Origin of the sequence: Achromobacter sp. ACM02, from assembly GCF_014851605.1 — a bacterium.
Lineage (GTDB): Bacteria > Pseudomonadota > Gammaproteobacteria > Burkholderiales > Burkholderiaceae_B > Achromobacter > Achromobacter aegrifaciens.
Genome location: NZ_JACUZY010000001.1, coordinates 914,461 through 941,404, shown reverse-complemented (window position 1 = coordinate 941,404; position 26,944 = coordinate 914,461). Strand labels below are relative to the sequence as shown.

The 26,944-nt window shown below is 66.4% G+C and carries 26 protein-coding genes; 14 read left to right on the top strand and 12 right to left on the bottom strand.

What is annotated here, in order from left to right; genetic code table 11:
• Positions 1–9: 9 nt before the first annotated feature.
• From IB258_RS04290 to IB258_RS04280, 3 genes are all read right to left on the bottom strand, one after another.
• Positions 10–384 carry a co-chaperone YbbN gene (locus tag IB258_RS04290; RefSeq protein ID WP_013394055.1) on the bottom strand — a complete coding sequence of 125 codons (375 nt, stop codon included), beginning with the start codon at positions 382–384 and terminating at the stop codon, positions 10–12.
• 168 nt (positions 385–552) lie between these two features.
• Positions 553–1,569, bottom strand: coding sequence for an LLM class flavin-dependent oxidoreductase (locus tag IB258_RS04285; protein WP_054453967.1), 1,017 nt, complete (start codon positions 1,567–1,569; stop codon positions 553–555).
• A gap of 208 nt (positions 1,570–1,777) precedes the next feature.
• On the bottom strand, positions 1,778–3,070 hold the full coding sequence (locus tag IB258_RS04280) for an NCS2 family permease (protein WP_119449664.1): 1,293 nt from the start codon (positions 3,068–3,070) through the stop codon (positions 1,778–1,780).
• 110 nt (positions 3,071–3,180) lie between these two features.
• On the opposite strand from IB258_RS04280, the gene tsaD reads away from it, so the two are divergent.
• Complete coding sequence (gene tsaD, locus IB258_RS04275) at positions 3,181–4,212, top strand: tRNA (adenosine(37)-N6)-threonylcarbamoyltransferase complex transferase subunit TsaD (protein ID WP_054453971.1); 1,032 nt, start codon at positions 3,181–3,183, stop codon at positions 4,210–4,212.
• Between the two features lie 51 nt (positions 4,213–4,263).
• Here tsaD and plsY read toward each other — a convergent pair whose 3' ends face one another.
• Positions 4,264–4,905, bottom strand: coding sequence for a glycerol-3-phosphate 1-O-acyltransferase PlsY (plsY, locus tag IB258_RS04270; protein WP_192352185.1), 642 nt, complete (start codon positions 4,903–4,905; stop codon positions 4,264–4,266).
• Positions 4,906–5,093: 188 nt separating this feature from the next.
• Here plsY and surE point away from each other — a divergent pair, with 188 nt between their 5' ends.
• From surE to rlmD, 7 genes are all read left to right on the top strand, one after another.
• A complete protein-coding gene (gene surE, locus IB258_RS04265; protein WP_054453975.1) occupies positions 5,094–5,852 on the top strand; it encodes a 5'/3'-nucleotidase SurE in 759 nt (252 codons plus the stop codon).
• Positions 5,837–6,661 carry a protein-L-isoaspartate(D-aspartate) O-methyltransferase gene (locus IB258_RS04260; RefSeq protein WP_054453977.1) on the top strand — a complete coding sequence of 275 codons (825 nt, stop codon included), beginning with the start codon at positions 5,837–5,839 and terminating at the stop codon, positions 6,659–6,661. Before surE ends, IB258_RS04260 begins: the two co-directional genes overlap by 16 nt.
• 17 nt (positions 6,662–6,678) lie before the next feature.
• On the top strand, positions 6,679–7,533 hold the full coding sequence (locus IB258_RS04255) for a peptidoglycan DD-metalloendopeptidase family protein (protein ID WP_054453979.1): 855 nt from the start codon (positions 6,679–6,681) through the stop codon (positions 7,531–7,533).
• Positions 7,530–8,309 carry a 3'-5' exonuclease gene (locus IB258_RS04250; protein ID WP_054453981.1) on the top strand — a complete coding sequence of 260 codons (780 nt, stop codon included), beginning with the start codon at positions 7,530–7,532 and terminating at the stop codon, positions 8,307–8,309. The genes IB258_RS04255 and IB258_RS04250 overlap by 4 nt, the downstream gene beginning before the upstream one ends.
• Before the next feature lie 180 nt (positions 8,310–8,489).
• Positions 8,490–9,095, top strand: coding sequence for a hypothetical protein (locus IB258_RS04245; RefSeq protein WP_119449666.1), 606 nt, complete (start codon positions 8,490–8,492; stop codon positions 9,093–9,095).
• A 357-nt stretch (positions 9,096–9,452) separates the two neighbouring features.
• Positions 9,453–10,205: a TorF family putative porin gene (locus IB258_RS04240; RefSeq protein WP_054453985.1), complete on the top strand. Its 753-nt coding sequence runs from the start codon at positions 9,453–9,455 to the stop codon at positions 10,203–10,205.
• Positions 10,206–10,390: 185 nt separating this feature from the next.
• Positions 10,391–11,878: a 23S rRNA (uracil(1939)-C(5))-methyltransferase RlmD gene (gene rlmD / locus IB258_RS04235; protein WP_054453987.1), complete on the top strand. Its 1,488-nt coding sequence runs from the start codon at positions 10,391–10,393 to the stop codon at positions 11,876–11,878.
• A 25-nt stretch (positions 11,879–11,903) separates the two neighbouring features.
• Here the strand turns inward: rlmD and cueR are convergent, their stop codons facing one another.
• Positions 11,904–12,296 carry a Cu(I)-responsive transcriptional regulator gene (gene cueR / locus IB258_RS04230; protein ID WP_054453989.1) on the bottom strand — a complete coding sequence of 131 codons (393 nt, stop codon included), beginning with the start codon at positions 12,294–12,296 and terminating at the stop codon, positions 11,904–11,906.
• A gap of 124 nt (positions 12,297–12,420) precedes the next feature.
• On the opposite strand from cueR, the gene IB258_RS04225 reads away from it, so the two are divergent.
• The 3 genes from IB258_RS04225 to IB258_RS04215 all read left to right on the top strand — a co-directional run bounded on the left by IB258_RS04225 (position 12,421) and on the right by IB258_RS04215 (position 15,176).
• Positions 12,421–12,621 (top strand): heavy-metal-associated domain-containing protein, encoded by a 201-nt coding sequence (locus tag IB258_RS04225; RefSeq protein ID WP_054453991.1) that lies wholly within the window; start codon positions 12,421–12,423, stop codon positions 12,619–12,621.
• A 176-nt stretch (positions 12,622–12,797) separates the two neighbouring features.
• A complete protein-coding gene (locus IB258_RS04220) occupies positions 12,798–13,526 on the top strand; it encodes a glutathione peroxidase (protein ID WP_054453993.1) in 729 nt (242 codons plus the stop codon).
• Positions 13,527–13,739: 213 nt separating this feature from the next.
• On the top strand, positions 13,740–15,176 hold the full coding sequence (locus IB258_RS04215; protein WP_192352184.1) for a dihydrolipoyl dehydrogenase: 1,437 nt from the start codon (positions 13,740–13,742) through the stop codon (positions 15,174–15,176).
• Positions 15,177–15,247: 71 nt separating this feature from the next.
• On the opposite strand, the gene IB258_RS04210 is transcribed toward IB258_RS04215, so the two are convergent.
• The 3 genes from IB258_RS04210 to IB258_RS04200 all read right to left on the bottom strand — a co-directional run bounded on the left by IB258_RS04210 (position 15,248) and on the right by IB258_RS04200 (position 18,302).
• The gene (locus IB258_RS04210; protein ID WP_054453997.1) at positions 15,248–16,138 is read right to left on the bottom strand and encodes a 23S rRNA (adenine(2030)-N(6))-methyltransferase RlmJ; all 891 of its coding nucleotides are present in this window, start codon (positions 16,136–16,138) and stop codon (positions 15,248–15,250) included.
• A gap of 12 nt (positions 16,139–16,150) precedes the next feature.
• Positions 16,151–16,900, bottom strand: a complete 750-nt coding sequence (gene ugpQ / locus IB258_RS04205; protein ID WP_192352183.1) for a glycerophosphodiester phosphodiesterase — start codon at positions 16,898–16,900, stop codon at positions 16,151–16,153.
• Between the two features lie 109 nt (positions 16,901–17,009).
• Positions 17,010–18,302: a M20/M25/M40 family metallo-hydrolase gene (locus IB258_RS04200; protein WP_192352182.1), complete on the bottom strand. Its 1,293-nt coding sequence runs from the start codon at positions 18,300–18,302 to the stop codon at positions 17,010–17,012.
• Positions 18,303–18,644: 342 nt separating this feature from the next.
• Between IB258_RS04200 and IB258_RS04195 the strand changes: the two genes are divergently transcribed.
• Complete coding sequence (locus tag IB258_RS04195) at positions 18,645–20,606, top strand: SurA N-terminal domain-containing protein (protein WP_192352181.1); 1,962 nt, start codon at positions 18,645–18,647, stop codon at positions 20,604–20,606.
• Between the two features lie 11 nt (positions 20,607–20,617).
• On the opposite strand, the gene IB258_RS04190 is transcribed toward IB258_RS04195, so the two are convergent.
• Positions 20,618–21,265 carry an arylesterase gene (locus IB258_RS04190; protein ID WP_054454005.1) on the bottom strand — a complete coding sequence of 216 codons (648 nt, stop codon included), beginning with the start codon at positions 21,263–21,265 and terminating at the stop codon, positions 20,618–20,620.
• Here IB258_RS04190 and IB258_RS04185 point away from each other — a divergent pair.
• Positions 21,264–21,941 (top strand): ABC transporter ATP-binding protein, encoded by a 678-nt coding sequence (locus IB258_RS04185; RefSeq protein WP_054454006.1) that lies wholly within the window; start codon positions 21,264–21,266, stop codon positions 21,939–21,941. The two genes, IB258_RS04190 and IB258_RS04185, sit on opposite strands and share 2 nt — an antisense overlap.
• A 95-nt stretch (positions 21,942–22,036) precedes the next feature.
• Here the strand turns inward: IB258_RS04185 and IB258_RS04180 are convergent, their stop codons facing one another.
• From IB258_RS04180 to IB258_RS04170, 3 genes are read right to left on the bottom strand one after another with little or no spacing between them, the layout of a single operon-like run.
• Positions 22,037–23,020 carry an ABC transporter substrate-binding protein gene (locus IB258_RS04180; RefSeq protein ID WP_054454008.1) on the bottom strand — a complete coding sequence of 328 codons (984 nt, stop codon included), beginning with the start codon at positions 23,018–23,020 and terminating at the stop codon, positions 22,037–22,039.
• A 22-nt stretch (positions 23,021–23,042) separates the two neighbouring features.
• Entirely contained in the window at positions 23,043–24,689 is a 1,647-nt protein-coding gene (locus IB258_RS04175) for an iron ABC transporter permease (protein ID WP_054454010.1), read from the bottom strand.
• Positions 24,690–24,702: 13 nt separating this feature from the next.
• Positions 24,703–25,779 (bottom strand): ABC transporter ATP-binding protein, encoded by a 1,077-nt coding sequence (locus IB258_RS04170; protein ID WP_054454012.1) that lies wholly within the window; start codon positions 25,777–25,779, stop codon positions 24,703–24,705.
• A 244-nt stretch (positions 25,780–26,023) separates the two neighbouring features.
• Here IB258_RS04170 and IB258_RS04165 point away from each other — a divergent pair, with 244 nt between their 5' ends.
• Entirely contained in the window at positions 26,024–26,932 is a 909-nt protein-coding gene (locus tag IB258_RS04165; RefSeq protein ID WP_192352180.1) for a LysR substrate-binding domain-containing protein, read from the top strand.
• Positions 26,933–26,944 lie beyond the last annotated feature (12 nt).

Genomic DNA, 26,944 nt, shown 5'->3' with positions numbered 1-26,944 from the left:
GCGCAGCGTTCAGGCGTCCTGCCCGTTCTGGGCAGCTGCGATTTCCTGATGGACCTTTTCCATGTCCACTTCCTTGATCTTGGCGAGCAGCTCATTGAGCTGGCCGCCCGACAAGGCGCCCGGTTGCGAGAACAGCAAGACCTTCTCGCGGAAGACCATCAGGGTCGGGATGGAACGGATGCCCAGCGCGCCGGCCAGTTCCTGTTCCACGTCGGTATTGACCTTGGCGAAGGTGACGTCGGGATGCTCGGTGGCGGCCTGTTCGAATACCGGCGCGAAACCGCGGCAGGGGCCGCACCAGGGCGCCCAGAAATCGACGATCAGCGTACCGTCGGGGGTAATGGCTTCCTGGAAGCTGTCTTTGGTGAGTTCAACAATACTCATTTTGAATCCTTGCCGGCGAGCGGCGTAAAAAGCGGTGTCAGAGGCCCGGGGTATGCCCGTCCCGGACCCGATGGGGCGTTGCGGCGGCGTTCGGTGCTTTAAGAACGATAGTAGAGCGGGTAATGGCCGCGTCGCAATGGTTGGCGCCTGAGGCGCGGGCTGCGGCCCTCAGGCCGCGGTGCTTGCCGGGGCGCCGTTTTTCAACGACGCGACGATCTCGAAGGAACGCAGGCGGTCGGCGATATCGTAGAAATCCGAGACGATCATGACTTCGTCGGCCTCGGTCTCGGCCACCAGCGCTTCCAGTTCGCGCCGGACGGTATCCGGGCCGCCCACGATGGCCGCGCCCAGTCTTTGATGGACCGCCTCGCGCTCCCATTCGTTCCACAGGCCGTCCATGCTGTCCACGGGCGGTTGCAGCTGCAGGCGGTTGCCGCGCACCAGCGACAGGAATTTCAGCTGCTGGGTGGTGGCCTGGCGCCTGGCGGCTTCATCGGTTTCGGCGGCCACGACCGGCACGCCTATCATGGCGTAGGGGCGCGCCAGCGTTGCCGACGGCTTGAACAAATGGCGGTACAGGCGCATGGCCGCCATGCCTTCGGGCGAAAAATGTCCCGCGAAGGAGAAGGGCAGGCCCAGCTCCGCGGCAAGCCGCGCGCTGAAATCGCTGGACCCCAGCAGCCAGATCGGAATGTCCAGGCCTTCGCCGGGAATGGCGCGCACGGGCTGGCCAGGGCGCGAAGGCGCGAGGAAACCGCGCAATTCTTCCACCAGCGCCGGGAACTCCAATCCGCTGCGCGGACCGCGGCGCAATGCGTGTTGCGTGGCGCCGTCGCTACCGGGCGCGCGGCCCAGGCCCAGGTCGATACGGCCAGGGTAAAGCGTTTCCAGCGTGCCGAACTGCTCGGCGATGATCAGCGGCGCGTGGTTGGGCAGCATGACGCCGCCCGAGCCCACGCGCAGGGTGCTGGTGTGCGAGGCGACGTGGCCGATCAGTACGGCGGTGGCGCTGCTGGCCACGCCGTTGATGTTGTGGTGTTCCGCCAGCCAGAAGCGCTTGTAGCCCAGGCGTTCCACGTGCTGCGCCACCGCAACCGTGTTGCGGAAGGCGTCAGCCGCGTCGCGGCCTTGCACTATCGGGGCCAGGTCCAGTACGGAGAAAGGGATGCGGGCCAGGCTGCTCATGCGGAAACCTCCGTGTACACGGTGGGACAGGACAGCGGGGCGGAAACAAAGCGGGTAAGGCGCAAGGCGGACTCCATATGCCGTTATACATGGGGAGTGTATCGGTGAAATCAAGCGGACCCGCCAGCAACCATATGGCGCGGCGGGTTGATTGATTTCCGCTATTGTCGCGATTGGCCCGCCTTGCGAGCGGCCTTCGGGCTTGCGCCTAGCCGGGGAAGAACGCGTAGCGGATCACGAACAGCGCCGCGACCAGCCAGGTGGCGGGATGCACGTCGCGGACCTTGCCGGTGGCCGTCTTCAGCACCACGTAGCTGATGAAGCCGAAGGCGATGCCATTAGCGATCGAGTACGTGAACGGCATGACCAGGGCGGTCAGCGCGGCCGGCGTGGCCTCGCAGACGTCGTTCCAGTCGATGTCGATCAGCTCGCGCATCATCAGGCCGGCCACGTAGAGCAGGGCGGGCGCGGTGGCGTAGGCCGGCACGGCGCCGGCCAGCGGCGAAATGAACAGCGCGGCCAGGAACAGCACCGCGACGACCAGGGCCGTCATGCCGGTACGGCCGCCAGCCTGCACGCCCGAGGCGCTTTCCACATAGGCGGTGGTGCTGCTGGTACCCAGCATCGAGCCGGCCACGATGGCGCTGCTGTCGGCGAAGAGTGCGCGGCCCAGGCGGTTGGGGCGGTTCTCGGGCATCAGGCCCGCGCGCTTGGCCACGCCGACCAGCGTGCCGGTGGCGTCGAACACTTCAACCAGCACGAACACCAGGATCACGTGCACGAAGCCGCTGTGCAGCGCGCCCAGGATGTCCAGCTTCATCAGCGTGGGGGCCAGGCTGGGCGGGGCGGCGAAGATGCCCTTGAATTCGTTGTAGCCCAGCGCCATCGACAGCACCGTGACCACCAGGATGCCGATCAGGATCGCGCCGCGCACGCGCAGCGCATCCAGCGCGGCGATGATGAAAAAGCCCAGGATGGCGAACAGCGGGCCGGGCTGGGTCAGGTCGCCCAGCGTGACCTTGGTGGCGGGATGCGCAACCACGATGTTGGCGCTGGATAGCGCGATAATGGCAAGGAACAGCCCGATGCCTGCGGCGATGGCGCTGCGCAGCGAATGCGGAATGCCCTTGACCAGCCAGACCCGGATGCCCGAGAACGTCAGGAACAGGAAGATCACGCCCGAGATGAACACGGCGCCCAGCGCCTGCTCCCAGGTGTAGCCCATGGTCTTGACCACGGTGAATGCGAAGAAGGCGTTCAGGCCCATGCCCGGCGCCATGCCGATCGGCCAGTTGGCGATCAGCGCCATCACCAGCGAGCCCAGCGCGGCGGCCAGGCAGGTGGCGACGAACACGGCATCGCGGTCCATGCCCGTCGACGACAGGATGTCCGGATTGACGAAGATGATGTACGACATCGTCAGGAATGTCGTCAGGCCGGCGACCAGTTCCGTACGCGCTGTCGTGCCGTGTTCACGCAGCTTGAATAGCTTCTCGAGCATTCGAGTCCCCAATGTGTTTGCAGGATTGCGGGTTGTTGTGGGCGGGCTGGGTTGCCCGCCGGTTTTTCATGAAAGGGCGTATTTTCGCATCAGTTGTAAACTCTGCCGCCATGATTATTCTCGGCTTTGAAAGCTCCTGCGACGAAACCGGCGTCGCTGCCGTCTGTACGGAACGGGGCCTGCTCGCGCACGCGCTGCATACCCAGATCGCCATGCACCAGGAATACGGGGGCGTGGTGCCGGAACTCGCCTCGCGCGACCATATCCGCCGCGTCGTGCCGCTGACCCGGCAGGTCCTCGAAGAAGCGGGCCTGCAAATGTCGGATGTCGGCGCCGTGGCCTATACGGCCGGCCCCGGCCTGGCCGGCGCCTTGCTGGTGGGCGCCAGCGTCGCGCAGTCGTTCGCCTGGTCGCGTCATTTGCCCGCCATCGGCATCCATCACCTGGAAGGCCATCTGCTGTCGCCGATGCTGGCGGATCCGCGGCCTGAATTCCCCTTCGTGGCGCTGCTGGTGTCCGGCGGACACACGCAGCTGATGCGCGTGGACGGGGTGGGACGCTACGAATTGCTGGGCGAAACGCTGGACGACGCGGCGGGCGAGGCCTTCGACAAGTCGGCCAAGCTCATGGGCCTGGGCTATCCCGGCGGACCGGCGCTGTCCCGGCTGGCCGCCAGCGGCGATGCCGCGCGTTTCGATCTGCCGCGCCCCATGCTGCACAGCGGCGACCTGGATTTCAGTTTCAGCGGCCTGAAGACGGCCGTGCTGACCCGGGTCAAGGCTGCCGAAGCGGCGGGCGGACTGGACGAACAGACCCGCGCCGACCTGGCCGCGGCCACGCAGGCTGCCATCGTGGAAGTGCTGGCGGCCAAGGCCATCAAGGCCCTGAAGCAGACCGGCCTGAAGCGCCTGGTGGTGGCCGGGGGAGTGGGGGCCAACCAGCTGCTGCGCGCCAAGCTGGACGCGGCGCTCAAGCCGCTCAAGGCGCGCGCCTATTTCCCGCCGCTGGAACTGTGCACCGACAACGGCGCCATGATTGCCTTTGCCGCCGCCGAGCGGGTCAAGGCTGGCCTGGCGACGCTGGATCCGGATGCGCACAGCTTCACTGTGAAGCCGCGCTGGGACCTGGCCGACATCGCCTGAAAATGAAAAGGGCGGCCATGCAGGCCGCCCCGAAGCGCATTCCTTGCGCGTTTATTTCTTCTTGCCGCCGCCGATGCGGCTTTCCGTGCCCTGGACCAGGCGCGTGATGTTGGCGCGGTGGCGGTAGAACAACAGCACGCCGATGACTGCAAGCGCCACGCCCATGGACGGCTGCGCATACCAGGCCAGGCCGGAACCGAACACGTAGTAGACGGGGGCGAAGAAGGCCGCCACCAGTGAAGCCAGGGACGAATAGCGGAAGAACACCGCGACGATCAGCCAGGTGGCCGCCGTGGCGACCGCCAGCCAGGGCTGGATTGCCACCAGCACGCCCAAGGCGGTGGCCACGCCCTTGCCGCCCTTGAAGCTCAGGAATACCGGGTACAGATGGCCCAGGAAGGCGGCCAGCGCCACCAGCGCCAGCGCGACGGGGGAGATCCCGGGAGCCAGTTTTTCGGCCAGCCAGATCGCGAACCATCCCTTGGCGGCGTCGCCCAGCAGCGTCAGCGCGGCGGCCGTCTTGTTCCCGGTGCGCAGCACATTGGTGGCGCCGGGATTCTTGGAGCCGTAGCTGCGGGGGTCTTGCAGGCCCATGAGCTTGCTGACGACCACCGCGAAGGGCACGGAGCCGATCAGGTAGGCCAGCAGGATGAGCGCAGCGCTGAAGACCAGGGAGGGGTCGTTTATCGCCATGGATAGGATCCGTTGTTGTTGTGTTGTTGCGGTAATGGGTGCGGATTCTACCGCGCCCGGGGCCGGGTCCGGCTACGGGTTATCGAGCGGGGCTGCGGCCCCCGTCCGCCAGTCGATCGCACGGATACCGGCCGCGGACGGTACAATCCGACGCGTTCACCCGCGTTTTATTTTCTTTCGGATGCACAATGCGAATTCTGGTTTCGAACGATGATGGTTATTCGGCCCCTGGGCTCGAGGCGCTGGTTGACGCGCTGCAGGGCCTGGGCGATCTCACTGTCGTCGCGCCTGAAACCAACCATAGCGGCGCGTCCAACTCCCTGACGCTGAACCGGCCGCTGTCGGTACGCACCGCCTCCAACGGCTTCATTGCCGTCAACGGCACCCCGTCCGACTGCGTGCACGTGGCGCTCACCGGCCTTATGGATACCCGGCCGGACCTGGTCGTGTCCGGCATCAACAACGGCGCCAACATGGGCGACGACACCCTGTATTCGGGCACCGTGGCCGCTGCCAGCGAAGGCTATCTGTTCGGCATCCCGGCCATCGCGTTCTCGCTGGCCGAGAAGGGCTGGGAGCACATCGATTCCGCCGCGCGCGCCGCGCGCCTCGTGGTGGAACGCCATCTGGCCCAGCCGCTGGCCGCGCCGGTGCTCCTGAACGTCAATATCCCCAGCCGCCGCTTCGAAGACATGCACGGCTTCGCGGTCACGCGCCTGGGAAAGCGCCATCCCTCGCAGCCGGTGGTGCGCACCACCACGCCGTATGGCGATACCGTCTATTGGATCGGACCCGTGGGTTTGGCGGCCGACGCCACGCCAGGCACGGACTTTCATGCCGTCGAGCAGGGTACGGTGTCGGTCACGCCGCTGCGCCTGGACCTGACCCAGCACAGCCAGCTCGACGAGATCCGGACCTGGGCGGAGCCACTATGCGTAAACGTGTAAGCCAGCCGGACGTGACCCAGCCGGTGCCCGGGCGTACCGGTCCGGTGCGCTACGACTCGGGTCGGCTCAGTCCGGGCGTCACGCCCGCCAACAGCAACACCCGCATTTCCGCAGCCACGCTGCAACGCCAGACCCAGGCGCCGACGCCCGCATCGGGCAGCAATCTGGGGCTGAATTCGGATCGCCTGCGCCAGGCCATGGTCGAGCGCCTGCGGGCGCAGGGCATTACCGACGAGCGCGTGCTCAACGCCATGGGCGCGGTGCCGCGCCATCTGTTCGTCGACGAGGCGCTGGCCAGCCGCGCTTACGAAGACGCCGCGTTGCCCATCGGTCATTCGCAAACCATCTCCCAACCCTGGGTGGTGGCGCGCATGATCGCCGCCGCCTGCGACGACCGCACGCCCACCCGCGTGCTGGAAGTCGGCGCGGGTTGCGGCTACCAGGCGGCGGTGCTCGCGCAGTTCGTGCGCGAGGTTCACACCATCGAACGCATCCGCGGATTGTATGAACTTGCGCGCGAGCATCTGCGCGCCCTGCGGCTCACCACCAGGATCCGCTTGATCTACGGCGACGGCATGCTGGGCCTGCCCGGCGTGGCGCCGTTCGATGCTATCGTTGTGGCTGCCGCTGGCCTTGCCATCCCGCAGGCGCTGCTCTCGCAGCTCGCACCGGGTGGCCGCCTGATCGCTCCTGAAGGGGGCGCCAACCAGCGCCTGGTTCTCATCGAACGCACAGGCGCGGCCAGCTGGAAACGCACAGAATTAGAGGCCGTGCGCTTTGTGCCGCTACGGGCCGGAATACAATCTTGAGCAAACAGGAGAAACGTATGCTCAACGGGCAGTTGCAACTGACCGATATCACCCTGGGCGCGTCCATGACGCGCCTGCGCCGCCCGCTCTTCATCGCGGGGGCTCTCAGCCTGTCCATCCTGGCTGGCTGCGCTTCCAAAGGCACGCGCGCCCCGGTGGTCGACATGACCGGCGGGCAACCCGCGCCGGCCACCCAGACCGGCGGCACCTATGTGGTGAAACCGGGCGACACGCTCTACAAGATCGCCCGCGCCAACAATGTGGATGTCGAAAACGTCAAGCGTTGGAACAACCTCAGCGACCCCAACCAGATCTCGGTCGGCCAGGTCCTGAAGATGTCCGGCAGCGCCAGCGGCGGGGCGCAGACCGCGCCGGTCGCGGGCTCCAAGACGCAGCCGCGTCCGCTGGACCAGCCGGAAACCCTGCCGCCGCCGACCACTGAAACCACCACGCCGCCGCCCACCGCGCCGGTCGAGACCAAGCCCGCCACGCGCGCGGCCGACGCGGCCGTCATCAATTGGGCCTGGCCTGCCAACGGCCAGATCGTGCAAGGCTTCAACAACAGCAGCAAGGGCATCGACATCGCCGGCGCGCTGGGCGATCCGGTCACCGCCGCCGCCGACGGCCTGGTCAAGTACAGCGGCAACGGTGTGCGCGGCCTGGGCAACCTGATCATCGTCGAACACCAGAACGGCTTCATTACCGCTTACGCGCATAACCGCGCGGTGCTGGTGAAGACGGGCCAGAACGTCAAGCGCGGCGCCAAGATCGCCGAACTCGGCCAAAGCGATACCACGTCGCCGCGCCTGCACTTCGAGATCCGCCGCCAAGGCCAGCCGGTGGACCCCATGCAGTATCTGCCTGCCCGATGACGCCCACTCTCGTCTTCGACCTGGAAACCATCCCCGACGCCGAGGGACTGCGCAAGCTCAACGGCTGGGGGGCTGATGTTTCCGACCAGGAGGTGGTCGAGCGCGCGCTGACCGCGCGCCGCGAGGCCGTGGGCCATGATTTCCTGCCGCTGCATCTGCACAAGGTGGCGGTGGTGGGCTGCGTGTTCCGCGACGACCAGGGCTTTCGCGTCAAGACCCTGGGCCAGCCCGACGATCCCGAAGCCGCCTTGCTGGCGGGCTTCTTCAAGACCATCGAGCGCTACACGCCCAAGCTCGTGAGCTGGAACGGTTCCGGCTTCGACCTGCCGGTGCTGCATTACCGCAGCCTGATCCAGGGCGTGCCCGCGCCGCGCTACTGGGACATGGGCGAGGAAGACCGCGACTTCAAGTTCAACAACTACATTTCGCGCTACCACTCGCGTCACCTGGACCTGATGGACCTGCTGGCCAAGTACAACGGCCGCGCCAACGCGCCGCTGGATGAACTGGCCAAGCTTTGCGGCTTTCCCGGCAAGCTGGGCATGGACGGCAGCAAGGTGTGGGAAGCCTGGAGCCAGGGCCGCGCCGACGAGGTGCGGGCCTATTGCGAAACGGACGTGGTCAACACCTGGCTGGTGTATTGCCGTTTCCGTTTCCTGCGCGGCGAACTCGACCGCACTTCCTACGAAGCGGAAATCGCGCTGGTGCGCGACACCCTCAGCGCCAGCGATGCGCCGCACTGGAAGGAGTACATGGCGGCCTGGGACGCCAACTGAGCGGCGTCTCGGCCGGAGGATCCGTCTTCCGGCGGACAGGATCGAACGGGGCCCGCGAGGCCCCGTTCTTGCGTCTGGATCATGCGCAATCGACTGAAACATTGCTTGCGCCAGCGAAACCTGGATGAAACCGGGCCAATCGCACAATGGCCTCGCTTTCTTCACTTTCAGGAGACCTACATGTCCCGATTCGCTATCCGCTCCAATTTGGCCGCTCTTGCATTTGTCGCCGCGACGGGCGGCCTGGTGGCCGGCTCCGTCATGGCTGCGCCTCCTCCTCCCGCTGACGGCGGCCCCGCCGCCATGCACGATGGCCAGCGCGGCGGCTTCCACAAAGGCATGCGCGACGGCCTCTTCATTCCCGGCCTGGGTCCCGTGACCAAGGCGCAGGTCGCCGAGCTGAAGCTGGACGACAAGCAGCAGGCCTTGTTCAAGACCGCGCAGGACGGCCAGCGCAGCCTGCACGAAGCCATGCGTGCCTCGGGCGGCAAGCGCCACGACCTGCTCAAGGCGCAGCTGGACAGCGGCAAGCTGGATCCCCGCGCGCTGGTCGAACAGTCCGAAAAGTCGCGTGATGCCTTCGGTCCCCAGGCCAAGCAGGTGCGCGACCAATGGCTCGCGGTCTGGGACAGCCTGAACGACACCCAGCGCGGCCAGGTGACCAAGTTCGTCAAGGAACGCCAGGACCGCATGCAGGAGCGCCACGCCCGCATGGAAGGGCGCCACGGCAAGGGCAAGGCGGATGCGCCCGCTGCCGCCGCGCCGGCCAAGCCTGCCGCCAACTAAGCAGTGCGGCCGGCCGTCCCGGCCGGTGCGCGCCATCAACCCCGGACACGCGACCGCGTGCCGGGGTTTTTCATTTGGCGTCCGGGACGGCGGCTGGCGGCGGCTCGCCATGCGTACCGATAGGGAGCGGGTTCCCCGTTTTGACGCACAAACGCGTGCGTCGGCACACGCGTCCGCACTGTTCTGGTGCGGCGCGGGCGCCGTCAGCGGGCGATGCGCCTGCGTATCGGCTTGCCGCAGACCTGGCACGGACATTGCTTTGTGGAGTAGGAACCGGTTTCAAACGCTGCACCGCCGGTCCTAGTGATGCGCCTCGGCCATCTACCTACTCGACAAATCCGATCAGGACTCCGCACCATGAAGAAGACGTTGCTAGCCGTGCCCTTTGCGCTCGCCGCTTGTTTCACCGCGACGGCGCAGGCCGAACCCACCGACCTGGGCGGCGGATTTTCGCTCAGCGGCAACGCCGCCATCGTCAGCGACTACCGTTTCCGCGGCTACTCGCAGACCGACTTCCGGCCCGCCGTGCAGCTGGGCTTCGACCTGACCCACAGTTCCGGCTTCTATCTGGGCAACTGGAACTCCAATGTTTCCGATTTCGTGTTCACCGACGGCAACCTGGAAATGGATTTCTACGGCGGCTGGAAGGGCGACGTGGGCGGCGGCTTCACGCTGGATGCGGGCGTGCTGCATTATTACTACCCGGGCTCCAGCTCGCCGAAGGGCGGCAACTACAACAACACCGACCTCTATCTGGGCGCGTCCTACGGCAACTACAGCCTCAAGTACTCCTATACGCCCAGCGACTTCTTCAGCACGCCAGACAGCAAGGGCACCTGGTACCTGGACGGCACGGCCAACTTCGACCTGGGCGACGGCTGGGGCCTGGTCGGCCACCTGGGCTACCAGAAGCTCAAGAACCAGACCAATATGGACGGCGACTCCATCGGCCATTACGTCGACTACAAGCTCGGCGTGACCAAGGACCTGAAGGGCTGGATCCTGGGCCTGGCCGCCGTGGGGGCGACCAAGGACAACTGGCTGCCGACCAAGTACGGCCATCCTTCGGGCCGCCTGGGCGCCGTCTTCTCGGTGGCGCGTTCCTTCTGACCGATATCCGTGGCGGCGCCTGGCAGCGCCGGCTTTCGGGCTTGCCGACGATTGGCGGTGACCGCCGTCCGGGGCAAGCCCTTTTTTCATCGGGAGACCGTTCCGGCCCCACATCGCCATTTCCAGGATTGGCCGCAGTCCTTCTACAATAGAAGGTTGCGTGTAATTCTTCTGGACTGCGTGAGATGTCTGACGTTTTGAGTATTGAATCCCTGGACCTGGAAGCCAGGGGTATCGCCCGCCGCGACGGGAAGGTCGTCTTCGTGGAAGGCGCCTTGCCGGGCGAACGGGTCACCACGGTTACGCTGCGCCGCAAGCCGTCCTACGAGATTGCGCGCGTGGACGAGGTGCTGCGGCCCTCGTCGCAGCGCGTGGCGCCGCGCTGCCCGCATTTCGGCGTCTGTGGCGGCTGTGCCATGCAGCACCTGGAACCCAGCACGCAGGTCGCCATCAAGCAACGTTCGCTGGAAGACACCTTCTGGCACGTCGGCAAGCTGCGTCCCGCGCGCATCCTGGCGCCGCTGCAAGGCCCGACCTGGGGCTACCGCTACCGCGCCCGCCTGTCGGTGCGCGTGGTGCCCAAGAAGGGCGGCGTGCTGGTTGGTTTCCATGAGCGCAAGAGCAGCTATGTGGCCGACATGCGCGAATGCCATGTGCTGCCGCGCCACGTCAGCGACCTGCTGATTCCTTTGCGCGAAATGATCGGTTCCATGTCCGCGCCGGACCGCATGCCGCAGATCGAAGTGTCGCTGGGCGAGGGCGTGACCGCCCTGGTGCTGCGCCATCTGCTGCCGCTGACCGATGGCGACATCGCCATCCTGCGCGCCTTCGCCGCCAAGCACAACGTGCAATGGTGGCTGCAGTCCAAGGGTCCGGAAACCGTGCACCCGCTGGAGCGCGAGCACGGCGACACGCTGGCCTACACCATGCCGGAATTCGGCCTGCGCATGCCGTACCGGCCCACCGATTTCACGCAGGTCAATCACGCCATCAACCGTGCGATGGTGTCGCGCGCGCTGAAACTACTGGAGGTGCAGCCTACCGACCGCGTGGCGGATCTGTTCTGCGGGCTGGGCAACTTCACGCTGCCGCTGGCGACGCAGGGCAGGGAAGCCGTGGGCGTGGAAGGCAGCAAGGCGCTGACCGACCGCGCTTTCGACGCGGCATCGCGCCACGGCCTGGGCGATCGCACCAGCTTCGCCACCCTGAACCTGTTCGAGGTGGACGTGGAATGGCTGCGCGGCCTGGGCTACTTCGACCGCATGCTGATCGATCCGCCGCGCGAAGGCGCGCATGCCGTGGCGCAGGCCCTGTCGCTGTTGGAGGCGCACGAGCGCCCCGTGCGCATCGTCTACGTGTCCTGTAACCCGGCCACGCTGGCGCGCGATGCGGCCATCATGGTGCATGAAGGCGGCTATGTGTTGAAGAGCGCGGGCGTGATCAACATGTTCCCGCACACGGGCCATGTGGAGTCCATTGCGGTGTTCGAATCGCTGGATGCCGAAGGTATCCAGGTCGTGCGGGAACGCGCCCGCCAGCGCGCCATTCAGGCGGCGGCCGAAGCGGCAGCCGCGGAAGAAGCCAAGGCCGCGGCCGCCGCCGAGAAGGCGGCCGCCAAGCAGGCCGCCACCGACGCCTATCACGCCAAGGTCGCGGCCGAAGCGCAGGACTGACGCCGCGGGAAGGGCCTGGGCCGTTTCAGTGCTTGCAGCCCAGGCCTTCCAGTATCGGGCAGTCCGGCCTGTCATTGCCCTGGCAGTGTTCGGCCAGATGCTTCAAGGTGGCCGCCATGTCGCGCAGCGCCTCGGCCTTGCGCTCCAGTTCCTGCACGTGTTCCAGCGCGATGCGCTTGACGTCGGCGCTGGCGCGGCTGCGGTCCTTCCACAGCGCCAGCAACTCATTCATCTGTTCCACCGAAAAACCCAGGTCGCGCGCGCGGCGCACGAAGTGCAGCGTATGCAGATCGTGTTCGCTGTACACGCGGTAGCCTGAATCCGTGCGTCCGGCGGGGCTGATGAGGCCGATGCTTTCGTAGTAGCGGATCATCTTGGCGGAAATGCCGGAACTCCTGGATGCCTCGCCGATATTCATTGCTGTGCTCCTGTGTAGCCTGAGTGCGATTCTACGCTTGACCTTTCCATCATGGGAAGGTTTAAGCTGCTTTCCATGGTGGACGAAACGTAGTCCATCGCCCTTGAATCCTATGGAGATAACTATGAGCATCGAGTTCCAAGTGGCTGACATGACCTGCGGCCATTGCGCCAAGACCATTACGGCCGCGGTGGCCCAGGCGGCTCCGGGCGCGACTGTCACGATCGATCTGCCCACGCACCGCGTGACCGTGACCGGGGCCGATGACGCCGACAAGATCGAAGACGCGATCCGCGACGCCGGCTACCAGCCGCAGCCGGTGTAATTCCTCCAGGCGCGAGGCCGGGCTATGATAGATCCGGTCTCGCGCTGGTTATTTATTCATTGCTAAAATCTATCGATTCATTGAATTTATTAAATTTGAATAATTGATAGTAAGGATTTATCATTCTTTCCATGGTGGTTAATCAAACAACCCCGCTACCCCAAGGAGAGATTTGAATGCTGCAAAACCGCGAAGGCCAACGTGTTCCGAACGTAACGTTCCCGGTCCGTGAGGACAACACCTGGAAGAAGGTGACGTCCGACGACCTGTTCAAGAACAAGACCGTCGTGGTCTTTTCCCTGCCCGGCGCCTTCACGCCGACCTGCTCGTCGACCCACCTGCCGCGTTACAACGAACTGGCTCCCGCCTTCTTCGCCGCCGGCGTGGACAGCATCGTCTGCGTGTCGGTCAATGACACCTTCGTCATGAACGAATGGGCCAAGGACCAGGAATCGGCCAACATCACGCTGCTGCCCGACGGCAACGGCGAGTTCACCGAAGGCATGGGCATGCTGGTCGACAAGAGCGACCTGGGCTTCGGCAAGCGCAGCTGGCGCTATTCCATGCTGGTCAAGGACGGCGTGGTCCAGAAGATGTTCATCGAGCCGGAAAAGGAAGGCGACCCGTTTGAAGTGTCGGACGCCGACACCATGCTGGCGCACTTCGCCCCGTCGGCCAAGAAGCCCGACCAGGTGGTCGTGTTCTCCAAGCCGGGCTGCCCGTTCTGCGTGGAAGCCAAGGCGCTGCTGGATGCCAAGGGCTACGCCCCGATCGAGATCCCGCTGGAAAACAAGGTCCGTGGCCGCGTGATCGGCGCTGTCTCGGGCAAGGGCACCGCCCCGCAGGTGTTCATCAATGGCGCGCTGATCGGCGGCCTGGAAGACCTGAAGGCGCACTTCGCCTAAGCGTCTGCAACGCTACCGGTCCCGGGTTCGCCCCGGGGCCGGGCAGCAGGGCGGTTCGCCGCCTGCTGCACCCTTCACGAGTTTCCCTTTTTACGCATCTTTGTGCGCGGCCCCCGGCGGGCGCTGCGGGACTGTCCACGTCCATAGGGTGCGGAAAAAGGCGGAATCCGCCTTTGAATTCCTGCTCCACGCCACATCGGGGGATACCCAGTCATGAAAACTCTGCATACCGATATCGCTGTCATCGGCGCCGGCACGGCCGGCCTGGCCGCCTACCGCGCCGCCCGCGCCGCGGGCCAGCGCGCGCTGCTGATCGAAGGCGGTCCCTACGGCACGACCTGCGCCCGCGTCGGCTGCATGCCGTCAAAGCTGCTGATCGCCGCCGCCGAAGCGGCCCACAGCGCGGCCCACACCGAGCCGTTCGGCGTGCATGTGGGCGGCGAGATCACGGTCGATGGCGCCGAAGTGATGGACCGCGTCAAACGCGAGCGCGACCGCTTCGTCGGTTTCGTGCTGGAAGGCGTGGAAAGCATCCCGGCAGAGGACAAGCTGCGCGGCTATGCGCGCTTCGTGTCGGACACGGTGCTGCAGGTGGACGAGCACACCGAAGTGCATGCGTCCCGCGTGGTGATCGCCACCGGTTCGCGGCCGTCTGTGCCGCCGCCGTTCCGTGCGCTGGGCGACCGTCTGGTGCTGAACGATGACGTGTTCGCCTGGGATGATCTGCCTGGTCGTGTGGCCGTGTTCGGTCCTGGCGTGATCGGGCTGGAACTGGGCCAGGCGCTGGCGCGCCTGGGCGTGGAAGTGCGCGTGTTCGGCGTCAGCGGCAGCCTGGGCGGCATCAGCGATCCGCAAGTACGCAATACGGCCCGCAAGATCTTCCAGCGCGAGTTCTATCTGGACCCGGACGCCCGCGTGCTTGAAACCACCCGCGTAGGCGACGAAGTGGAAGTGCGCTACGTGACGCTGGACAACACCGAGCGCACCGAACGCTTCGACTACGCGCTGGTGGCCACGGGCCGCCGCGCCAACGTGGACGGGCTGGCGCTGGAAAACACCTCGCTGCAATTGGACAAACACGGCGTGCCGTTGTTCGACCGCGAAACCATGCAGACGGGCGATGCGCCTATCTTCATCGCGGGCGATGCCAACGCCGACGCGCCGCTGCTGCACGAAGCCGCCGACGAAGGCCGCATCGCGGGCGAGAACGCGGCGCGCTATCCCGAAGTGCGCAAGGGCCTGCGCCGCGCGCCGTTGGCCGTGGTGTTCTCGGACCCGCAGATCGCCATGGCCGGGCAGGGCCACGCACGGCTGGTGCCGGGCACCTTCGTGACGGGCGAGGTGGACTTCTGCGACCAGGGCCGTTCGCGGGTCATGCTGAAGAACCGCGGCATGCTGCATGTCTATGCGGACATCGAAACGGGCCGTTTCCTGGGCGCCGAGATGGTCGGCCCCAGCGCCGAGCACATCGGCCACCTGCTGGCCTGGGCCGTGCAGCAGGAGCTGACCGTGGCGCGCATGCTGGAAATGCCGTTCTATCACCCCGTGATCGAGGAAGGCCTGCGCACTGCCTTGCGCGACGCGGCGGCCAAGCTGGCCCGGGCGCAGGAGGCGCTGCGGCGGGAAGCTCCGGAGAATGAACTGGCTTGAACGCCAGCGCGATCCGCGACACCAGCAAAAAGGCCACGAAACATCGTGGCCTTTTCGCTTTTCGTATCGGATCAATCGTCCGACTGCTTCTTTGGCACCGGGAACGGATTCTCGCGGAACTGCAGCGTGAAGCCGGCGCGCTCGTCCTGTCCCAGCGTGCGGGCCAGATACGGCATGGCTTGCTTCAAGGCGTCGTGCAGCGTCCAGGGCGGATTGATCAGGAACATGCCGCTGCCGTGCAGGCCGTAGCCGTCGATGGCTGCTTTCTTGACCGTCAAGGTCGCGTGCAGCCAGCTCTTGACCTTCAGGTTCTCCAGGTGGCGCGCCATTTCATTGGCTTCGCGGCGCTGGACCAGCGGGTACCAGACGGCGTAGGTGCCGGTGGCGAAGCGCTTGACGCATTCCTTGACCGCGTTGAGCGTGCGGCGATAGTCGTTCTTGTCTTCGTACGAGGGGTCGATCAGCACCATGCCGCGGCGCGTGGGCGGCGGCAGCAGCGCCTTGACGCCTTCAAAACCGTCGTCGCCGTAGATCGTGGTCTGGCGTTGCGCGGCGCGGCCCTGGTGTTCCAGGTTGCCGACCAGCGTGTCGATCTCGGTAGGGTGCATTTCGAATAGGCGCAGCCGGTCGGACGGACGCAGCGCGTCCAGCGCCAGCCACGGCGAGCCCGGATAGCGCCTGAGGCGGCCGTTGGTGTTGTAGCCGCGGATCCGGGCGACGTAGTCGGCCAGGATGGGCGGCAGGTCCTCGGCTTCCCACAGGCGGCCGATGCCGTCGGCGAACTCGGAGGTCTTGGCGGCCCAATCGCTATCCAGGCTGTAGAGCCCGGCGCCGGCGTGGGTATCGACGACCCAGTAGGGCGCGTCTTTCTTGTTGAAGTAATCCAGGGTGTGGATCAGGATGGCGTGCTTGAGTACGTCGGCGTGGTTGCCGGCGTGAAAGGCGTGGCGGTAACTGAACACGGGCGTTCTGCCTCAGGCGGCGGGCCGGATCGCGGCCAGCTCGTCGGTGAAAATGCCGTCGATGCCCCAGTCGAGCAGCAGGCGGGCGCGCTCCGGGTCGTTGACGGTCCAGGCGGCGATACGGTAGCCGGCGGCATGCACGGCATCGATCAGCCCACGGGTGGCGTCCTTCTGATTGATGTTCAGGGCCACGCACTCGTACTTGGCCAGGCGTTCGCGCCAGTCGGCGGGTACCTTCTCCACCAGCAGCGCGCGAGGCAATTCGGGGGCCGTTTCCAGCGCGGCCTGCAGCGCTGCTTCCGCGAACGAGGACAGGAGCGGCGCTTCGGCCGCGCCTTGCCACAGCTGGCGCGCGGCCAGCGCCACGGCGCGGCCGGTCTCGGCCTCGCGGCCCGGGCAGGGCTTGATCTCGACGTTGCTGGCGATGCCGTTGGCCACCGTGTAGCGGGCGACGGCGGCGAAGGTGGGCAGCGGCTCGCCCGCGTAGGCGGCGGAATGCCAGCTGCCGAAATCCAGCTGGGCAAGCTCGGCGTAGGTCTTGGCAGCGGCGGGTCCGCGGCCGTTGGAGGTGCGGTCCACGTCGTCGTCGTGCATCAGCACCAGCACGTTGTCGCTGCTCAGCTTGACGTCGTATTCGAACATCGTGAAGCCGTGCTCGGCGCCTACGCGCATGGCGGCCAGGGTGTTCTCCGGGGCCAGACGGCCGCCGCCGCGATGCGCGATGTAACGGGAGTAGGGCCAGGAGGGGAGTTTTGCGCTCATTTGGGGTGTTGCTTCGGGTTCTTTTGGTCAGGGTTGCAAGGATACTCCTTCTGCACGCCCGTTCTGCGCCTGCCGCGGCGCGCGGGAACGCCGCGGCAGGTCTCCAGGGCTATTTCATGGGCGCCTTGTCCTGCGACACGTCCATGATCATCCGCGCGGCGAGGTACAGGCGCGGCACGATGCTGTTGATCTGGATGTACTCGGCGTCGTTGGAATGCGCGCCAAAGCCGCTCAGGCCCATGCCTTCGATTACCGGGCCGCGCGCCTTCAAGGCGGCAAAAGCGGCGTCGGTGCCGCCGCCGCTGGCGCGGTCCACGACCGTCATCGGCAAGTCCAGCTCTTTGTAGATCTGCACGCCGTGTTGGGCCAGGGCGCGCGAGGCCGGCGTGGCTTCCAAGGGCGGGCGGCGCACTTCGAACTTCACGCTGACCTTGGATTCGGGCAGCAGCTTCTTCTGTATGCGTTCTTCCAGCGTGCGCGACAGCGCATCGAAATCGGAGACGCGCAGGGCGCGCGCGTCCGCCTGGGCGGTGGCCTGGCCCGGAATGACGTTGCGGTTGGTGCCGGCCTGGGCCACGGTCCAGTTCAGCTTCAAGCCTTCCTCGGGCTTGGACAGCTTGTCCAGCTGCAGCACCTGGTGGGCCAACTCATACAGCGCGTTGACGCCGCCTTCGGGCCGCGCGCCCGCATGCGAGGTCTTGCCCTGCACGGTCAGGTAGGCCGCGCCGATGCCGCTGGTGGCCAGCGTCAGGCGCGCTTGCGCGCCGCCGCCTTCGAACGAGAACACCGCATCCTGGTCGGCGCCCAGGCGGGTAATGGTGCTGCGCGCGCCGGGCGAGCTGATTTCCTCGTCGCCGTTGATCAGCACGGTAATGGTGCCGTAGTCCTCGAATCCCAGCTTCTGCAGCAGGGTCAAGGTATGGATGATGGCGGCCACGCCATGCTTGTCGTCGGCGATGCCCAGGCCATAGGCCTTGTCGCCGTCGATGCGGAAGGGCTGGTCCTTGAGCATGCCGTTGCGGTAGACGGTGTCCATGTGGGCGATCAGCATGATCTTCTTCTGGCCTTTACCCTTGAATTCGGCATGGACCATGGGGCCGACCTTCTCTGGCGTGTCGTTCAGGCGGAACACGTCGGTTGGCTGGATGATCTCTACCGTTCCGCCCAGCGCCTTGAGCCGGTCGCGGATCAGGACGGCGATGCGCTCCACGCCCTCGACGTCCTTGCTGCCCGACTCGATGCCGACCAGGTCGCGCATGGTGTCCAGCATGCCTTGCTGCTGGGCTTGCGCGGCTTCGTGGACGGCGGCGACGGGCGCGGCCAGCGCGGCGGGGGCGCCGCCGACGAAGGCCAGGGCGATGCAGGTGCGCAGGAGTTGCAGGCGGGGAGATGTGTACGGCATCAGTGTGTACCTCTGAGCGTGCGTGGAAGGGGCCGCATCCTTCGGGGGCGGCGTCGGGTAATGCGGGCTTACCCTGACAGGCCACGATACGAGGGCCGCAAGGGGCTGGAAATGGTGGTTCCCCGGGTTGACTCGGTCCCCGGTTTCGTGCCGTTTGAGCCCGGGGGCAGGCTCGGATGACATTCGAAAGATTCCTGGGCTGCGCGGCGAATGAGAAATGGTAAAATCCGCCCGCTGATCCGGTATTGACCGGTATGGGAACAGGGCGAATCTGGTTCGCCTTTTTTTATGCGTTTTCTTGCGGCTTTGGGCTTGCGCCCGGGGTGCGGCAACAGGGATTCCATGTTCGAATTTATTCGCAGCCATCGGCGCTGGATGCAGTTCATCCTGCTGCTTCTGATTGTGCCGTCCTTCTTCCTGGTCGGTATTCAAGGCTATGACAGCTTCATGCGCGCCGAGCCTGAATTGGCCACGGTCAATGGCCAACCCGTGTCGCGGGCCGAGTTCGATCAGGCGCACCGCAACCAGCTGGAGCAGTTCCGCCAGCGCCTGGGCGCCCAGTTCGATCCGGCCGTCATCGACACGCCGGCGCTGCGCGAAGGCTTGCTCAATCAGTTGATCAACCAGCGCCTGCTGGCCAACGTTGCCGTCGACAACCGTTTCTCGGTGTCCGACGAAACGCTGCGCAACACCATCGCCGCGATTCCGGAAGTCCAGGACAATGGCCGCTTCTCGCCCGAGCGCTATCGCCAGGTGCTGGCTGCGCAAGGCATGTCGCCGACCTCGTTCGAAGCCGGCCTGCGCCGCGATCTGGCGGTCGCGCGCGTGCTGGAGCCCGTGGGCCAGTCGGCCCGCGCACCCGGCGAGGTCGTGGCCGCGCTGGAAACGGCGTTGACGCAGCAGCGCACGGTGCAACTGCGCCGCTTCGCCGCTGCCGACTACCGCTCGCAAGTCAGCGTCAGCCCGGCCGACATCCAGGCCTGGTACGACGCCAACAAGCAGCAACTGCAGATTCCCGAACAGGTCCAGGTCCAGTACCTGGTGCTGGACGAGGCCGCCGCCACGCAAGGCGTGCAGGTCAAGGACGAGGACCTCGCGTCCTACTACGAGCAGAACAAGAACCGCTTCGGCCAGCCCGAACGCCGCCGCGCCAGCCACATCATGATCAACCTGGCGCCTGGCGCGTCGGAAGACGCCCGCAAGGCCGCCCGTGCCAAGGCCGAGGACCTCGCCAAGCAGGCCGCCGCCGATCCGGCGCAATTCGCCGAACTGGCCCGCAAGAACTCGCAGGACGCGGGTTCGGCGACCAATGGCGGCGATCTGGGCTGGCTCGCGCCCGGCATGTTGACCGGTCCGCTGGAAAAGGCGATTTTCGGCCAGGCCAAGGACCAGGTGTCCGGCGTGATCGAAACCCCGTCCGGCCTGCACGTGGTCAAGGTCACCGAAATCCAGCCCGCCGCCATCAAGCCGCTGGCCGAGGTCAAGGACCAGATCACCGCCGAAGTCCGCAAGCAGCTCGCCGCCGTGCGCTTCTCGGAAATGGCCAGCCAGTTGAACAAGCAGGTCTATGACCAGCGCGACAGCCTGCAGCCCGCCGCCGACGCCGTCGGCCTGAAGCTGCGTACCGCTTCCGGCGTGACCCGCGAAGGCTTGTTGCCCGCCGACAAGGCGGGTCCGGGCTCGGCCGCCGCCGGCCCCGATGCCGCGCTGCTGGACAACCCGCGCGTGCGCCAGGTGCTGTTCTCGCCCGACGTGCTGCGTGAAAAGCAGAACTCCGGCGTGATCGAACTCTCGCCCGACACCATGCTGGCCCTGCGTGTGGCCGCTGTCGAGCCGTCCCACGTGCCGCCGCTGGACAAGGTCTCGGACACCATCCGCGCCAAGCTGCTGGACGAGCGTTCGGCCGAAGCCGCCAAGAAGGCCGGCGAAGCCGCGCTGGCTGCCGACAAGGCTAACCCCGCCGCAACGCCGGAAGGCTTTGGCGCGCCGGTGATCGTGTCGCGCCAGGATCCCAAGGATCTGCCGCGTCCGGTGCTGGACGCCGTCATGCGCCTGCCCGCCGCCACGCTGCCGGCCTACGCCGGCGTGCAATCGGGTTCGGACTACACGCTGGCGCGCCTGGAGAAGGTGGAGGCCGGCACGGTCGATCCGGCCGACAAGGAGCGCCTGGCGCAGCAGCTGTCGGGCGCCTGGGGCCAGGCCGAAAACGAAGCCATGCTGCGCATGCTGCGCGAAGAGTACAAGGTGCAGGTGCTGCCCGCCGCCGCCGCCGTCATCCGCGGCGATCAGCCGGCAGCCGGCTGATCAGCCCAGGATCAGTTCAACAGTGGCCGCAGCGTCGGCCACACGTTGTCCAGTAGCAAAGGCTGGGCATCCTCGTTCGGATGGATGCCGTCAGCCTGGAACATCGCCCGGTTCGTTGCGATACCTTCCATCAGGAAGGGCACGAGCCGGGCGTTTTCGTCTTTGGCGACCGTTGGGAACACCTGCGCGAAGCGCTGGGTGTAATCCCGGCCGTAATTCGGCGGAATCTGCATGCCGACGATCAGGACCTGCGCCTCGGCCTTGCGGGCGGCCTGGGCCATGGTGCGCAGGTTCTGCTCGGTCATGGTCAGCGGCAGGCCGCGCAACGCGTCGTTCGAGCCCAGCTCCAGCACCACCACGGCCGGCGCATGCTGGCGCAGCAGCGCGGGCAGGCGGGCCACGCCGCCGCTGGTCGTGTCGCCGCTGATGCTGGCATTGACGACCTGGTACTTGGGGTATTGTTCCGCTACGCGGGCCGAAAGTAGGGGCACCCAACCGGTGCCGCGCTTGATGCCGTATTCGGCCGACAGGCTGTCGCCCAGGACCAACACCGTGCGGGGCGCGGAACCCTGGGCCGCGGCGGCGGTCTGAGCGTGGGCGGGCGCCACGACGGCGGTCGCCATGGCGGTCATGAGTAGCAGACGGGAAAATAGGCGCATGGATAACAAGAATTCGATCGAGGTGAAAGGGCTGGGCAAGCAGGTGGCCGATGCCGGCGGCACGCTCTCCATCCTGGAAGGTATAGATTTTACGGTCGAGGCGGGCAGCGCCGTGGCCATCACCGGCAGTTCGGGGTCGGGCAAGTCCACCTTGTTGGGACTGCTGGCCGGCCTGGATGTTCCCAGCGCGGGCAGCGTGCGCCTGGCCGGGCAGGACCTGTTCTCGCTGGACGAGGACGGCCGCGCGCGTTTGCGGGCCAATCATGTGGGTTTCGTATTCCAGTCATTCCAGCTGCTGCCCAACCTGACGGCGCTGGAAAACGTGATGCTGCCGTTGGAGCTGGCCGGGCAATCGGCGCGGGACGCGGCGCAGGCCATGTTGGAGCGGGTGGGGCTGGGCAAGCGCCTGCATCACTACCCGCGCACCCTGTCGGGCGGCGAGCAGCAACGCGTGTCGCTGGCGCGCGCCTTCGTGGTGCAGCCGGACCTGCTGTTCGCGGACGAGCCCACCGGCAGCCTGGACGCCGCCACAGGGGTGACGGTCATCGACCTGATGTTCGACCTGCACCGCGAGCACGGCACCACGCTGGTGCTGGTGACCCACGATCCGCAGCTGGCCGCCCGTTGCGGGCGTCAGCTGGTGCTGGCGGCGGGGCGGATGGTCAACGGCGCCTGATGCCGCCGGCCCCACCGCCGGGCTTCCAAGTTGGACCAGCCCCTCGGGGGGGGGCTGCGAGCCCCGGAGGGGCGCGGCGTGAGGGCCTTACCCTCTTACTTGGATTTCGCGACCGCCTGGTTCCAGGCGGCGACCACCGCCTCATACTCCTTCGCCGCGGCATCCTGGCTGACCGGGAAGATCTTGATGGTCTTCAGGTCGGGCAGGGTGGTCAGGCTGGCCACGGCCACGTCCGTGCGCGTCGGGCGGCGGAAGTTCTTCACCAGTTGCGCTTCCTGCGACTCCTTGCTCAACAGGCCGTCATACAAGGCCTTGGCCGCGTCCATGTTCTTCGCGCCCTTGATGATGAACATGCCTTCCGGCGCCAGGTAGCTGCCCTCGGTCGGGTAGACCAGCTTGATTTCCTTCTGGCCGCCGGCCACGTATTCCTGCGCGGCGTACTCCAGGGTCATGCCCACGGCATACTCTCCCGCGGCCACGCCCTTGTAGGTGGTGCCGGACGATGCCGTGACCACCGCGTTGGCGGCGATCTTGTCCAGGCCTTCCTGGCCGAATTGCTTGAAGAGGCCATACACCAGCATGTAGGCCGTGCCGCTCTTGGACGGGTCGGTGATGGCGAACTTGTTCTTCCACTGCGGCTGCATCAGGTCGGACCAGGTGGCCGGCGCGGGCAGGCCCTTGAGCTGGCGCTCGTTGACCATCATCACCATGACGTGCACGTTGGTGCCCACCCACAGATCGTCCGGACCGCGGAACTCGGCGGGGATCTTGTCCAGGTCGGCCGGGCGGTAGGGCTGCAGATGCTGGCGGTAGGCGCCCAGCGTGCCGAAGCCGCCGCTCCAGAACAGGTCGCCGCGCGGATTCTGCGCCTCGGCCTCGATGCGCTTCATCATCGTGCCGGTGCCGCCGGTGACGGGCTGCACGTTCAATTTCGGCGACTTCTGCTTCACCGCGTCCAGCGCGGTTTCGATCGTCTCCGTGTTGTTGGACGAATAGAGCACGACGTTCTGGGCCTGGGCGGCGCCAGTAGCCAGGGCGGCGGCCAGGACGCTGTACTGAAGTAGGTGCTTGAATTGCATGGTTAGCCTCTGTGCAAGTGGGTTATTTACCGGAGAACAGCTTGATGCGGAACGCCTTGACCGACACGATGATGGGCAGCACGATGACCGTGACCAGCGCCGCGCCATAGGCCGACGCCATGCCCAGCCTGCCGCCGTCGACCTGGCGGAAGATGGCGATGGGCATGGTCTCCAGGCCGCCGCTGTAGGCGACGATGGAGGCCGACAGCTCGGAAATGGTGGTGAGCCACATCAGGATGGCTGCCGAGATGATGGACGCCTTCATGGCGGGCAGGATCACCTTGAAGAAGGTCATGAGCGGCGACACGCCCAGGCTGATCGACGCTTCCTCGATCGACTCGGGGATGTTGAACAGCACCGACGAGGCGTTGCGCACCGCGAAGGGCAGGCGCCGCACCGTGTAGCACAGCACCATGATTCCCGACGTGCCCGCCAGCACCAGCCAGCCGGTGTTGAAGGTCTGCACCAGTGCGATGCCCAGCACCGTGCCGGAAATGGTCAGGGGCAGCACCACGATGTAGTCCAGCACCTGGGTCGAGGCGCTGCGCTTCTTGATCGTCAGATAGCTGACCAGCACCGCGAAGGCCACGCCCAGCACCGTGGCCAGCGAGGCGAACTTGAGCGAGTTCAGGATGGGTTCCGGCGCGCCATGCAGCGCGCGCTGCATGCTGGCCAGCGACCATTGGCCCCATTGCATGACCGGGCCGCTGGTCTTGGTGAAGGCAGCGATGAAGACCACGATCAGCGGCAGCAGCGAAATGAAGATGATCAGGCCCACACCGCTGGTGTAGAGCAGGGCGGTCCAGGAGCGCACGCGGGTAGCGGCCGGCGCGCGCCCCTGCGTCATGGTGTAGACCTTGCGTTCGACCACGCGTTTCTGGAAGAACAGCACGATGGCGACGATGGCAATGGACACCACCGACATCGCGCTCTGCAGGGTCGGGCTGCCGCCCATTTCGCTGACAAAGGTGTTGTACGTCATGACCGACAGCAGCGGCACGCGGCTGCCCAGCAGCATGGCCAGCGCGAAGTTGCCCACCACCAGCGTGAACACCACCAGCGCGTTGACCAGCACCGCCGGCAGCAACACCGGCACCAGGACGCGCAGCTTGGTCAGCAACGGCGGCGTGCCCAGGCTCAGGCCCGCTTCTTCCAGCTGGCCGTCGAAGCCGCGCAGCGCCGCCAGCACGCCCAGGTAGATGTAGGTGTAGTAGACCAGCGTCATGGAGAACACCATGCCGGTCCAGCCGTAGAACGAGGGCAGCGAAATGCCGGCGTCGCCCAGCAGGTTGGTCAGGATGCCGTTATTGCCCAGGATCAGCAGCCAGGACTGGCCCACGATGATCTCGGGGATCACGATGGTCAGCACCGGCAGGATCGCCACCAGGTTCTTCAGCGGAAAGTCGAAGCGCGCCACCATGTAGGCGAAGGGCACGCCCACCAGCACCGTGCAGGCCGTGACCGCCAGGCCCAGGATCAGGGTATTGCCGAAGGCCTCGACGTATTGGGAGTCGGCCAGCAGGGCCTTGAAGCCCTCCAGCGTGAAACCGCCATCCTGCCCGGTGACGCTGTTGCTGAATAGCACGGCCAGCGGGTAGAGCACGAAGAACAGCAGCAGCGCCAGGCTGATTGCCGTCAGGACGCCCCAGGGCCACCATTTGATTTTCATGGTCGGCGCGTCCTCAGGCGTTGACGACGCGGCTGTCGGCGGGAATCAGCACCTGCACGGCTTCGCCGGGCTGGAACTGCGCCACCATGTTGCCGGCATGCAGCTCGACGCGGATCTCGGAGCCGTTGTCCAGCGCAATGCGGTATGCGGTCTTGAAGCCCAGGTATTGGCGTCGCAGCACCTTGCCCGGCAAGGTATTGGGCACGTAGGGAGCGGGCGCCATCAGGGCCAGCTCTTCCGGGCGCGCGATCAGCACACCCTTGCCGTCCAGCTGGTCGCTGCCTTGCACGCCGTCAAAGCCCAGGCCGCAGATCTCGTAGCGCACATGGCCGGCGGGGGCGCCGGCCTGGCCGTTGCGGGCGGGCACGGGGATCACGTTGGCCGAACCGATGAAGTCCGCGACGTAGGCGTTTACCGGCGTGCCGTAGAGTTCTTCCGGCGTGCCCAGCTGGGCGATGTCGCCGCGGTCCATGATGGCGATGCGGTCGGACATCGCCAGCGCTTCTTCCTGGTCGTGCGTGACGAACACGGTCGTGATGCCGGCCTCGCGCACCAGGTCCAGGATCACGTCGCGCATCTGCAGGCGCATCTTGGCGTCCAGGTTGGACAGCGGCTCATCCATCAACAGCACGCGCGGCCGGATCACCAGCGCGCGCGCCAGCGCCACGCGCTGGCGCTGCCCGCCGCTCATCTGCGCCGGATAGCGTTCGGCCAGCGTCAGCAGCCCGACCTTGTCCAGCGCCTCGTTCACGCGCCGCGTGATCTCGGCGCGCGCCACGCCGCGGGCGCGCAGGCCGTAGGCCACGTTGTCGAACGCGGTCTTGTCGGGGAACAGCGCATAGTCCTGGAACACCATGCCGATATCGCGGCGGTGCGCGGACACGTGGGTCACGTCGTCCTGGTCGAACAGCAGGCGTCCGCCGTCGGGAGCATAGAAGCCCGCAATGCAGCGCAGCAGCGTGGTCTTGCCGCAACCGCTGGGTCCCAACAGCGTGTAGAACGCGCCGTCGGGGATGTGCAGCGACAGATTGCGCAGCACTTGCTGCCCGCCGAAAGTCTTGACGATGCCGTCTACGGTGATTGATGCCATGTTTCGCTTCCTGCCTGAGGTTGCGGGCATCATAGAAACGCGCTGGGCGCCCGACCAGCGGTGTTTTTTAAGGGTAGTCGTTAGTTTTTCTAAGAGGTCGGCGCGCGGGCTATCACCTAGAATGCGGCTGGATAGGGCAGGCGCGCGCAAGCAGCGCCGCCAAAAAAATAGACGACAAGGGAAAACGTGGGAAAGAGCAGCACAGCGCGGCGCAGGGCCGGCGCGCGGGCGGGCCGCAACTGAGATGGCGGGGCAGAGCCTGCCGCCGCTGAAGGCCTTGCGCGTGTTCGAAGCCGCGGCGCGTCTGCGCAGCTTCACCGCGGCCGCCGACGAACTGAGCATCACGCATAGCGCGGTCAGCCAGCAGATCCGCATACTCGAAGAGTACGTGGGGCAGCCTCTGTTCGCGCGGGAGGCGCGCGGCGTGGCGCTGCTGCCTTGCGCCCAGGCCTACTTTCCGGAAATCCAGGCCAGCCTGGAACGCATCGCGGCCGCGACCGCCAAGCTGAAATCGCCCGCCTACGGCGGCGTGCTGCGCGTCTGCGCCACGCCGTCGCTGACCATGAAGTGGCTGATCCCGCGCCTGTCGGCGTTCCAGGCCCGGCATCCGGGCGTGGACGTGCAGCTCACCACGCAAGGGCGGTCGTTCCTGGACCGCGGCGGCGACACGGGCAGCGACGTGCTGATCCGCCACGGCTACATGGCGCATTCGGACCTGGCCTGCGTGCACTGCCTGGACGACTTCCACGTGCCGGTGGCATCGCCGCGCTTCATCGAGCGCAACCGCCTGGCCGCGCCCGCGGATTGCCTGGGGCATCCGCTGCTGAAGATCGCGGGCGGCATGGACCACTGGCCGCGCTGGTTCGCGCTGGCCAAGGTGGACGTGCCTGCGCAATTGCCGGGGCCGGTGTTCGACCACCAGTTCCTGTGCATGCAGGCTGCCATGAACGACCTGGGCATCGCCTTGGCGCCCTGGTGCCTGCTGGAAGACGACATCCGCGCCGATCGCCTGCGCCCGCTGTTCGACGGCCCGCAGCTGCCGAACGCCGGCATCCACGCGCTGTACCGCCAGGACGGCCCGGCCGCCGCGTCGGCGCTATTGTTCATCGAGTGGTTGCGCGAGCAAGGGTGCGACCCCTCACATACCGCATAGACCAAGGATTCC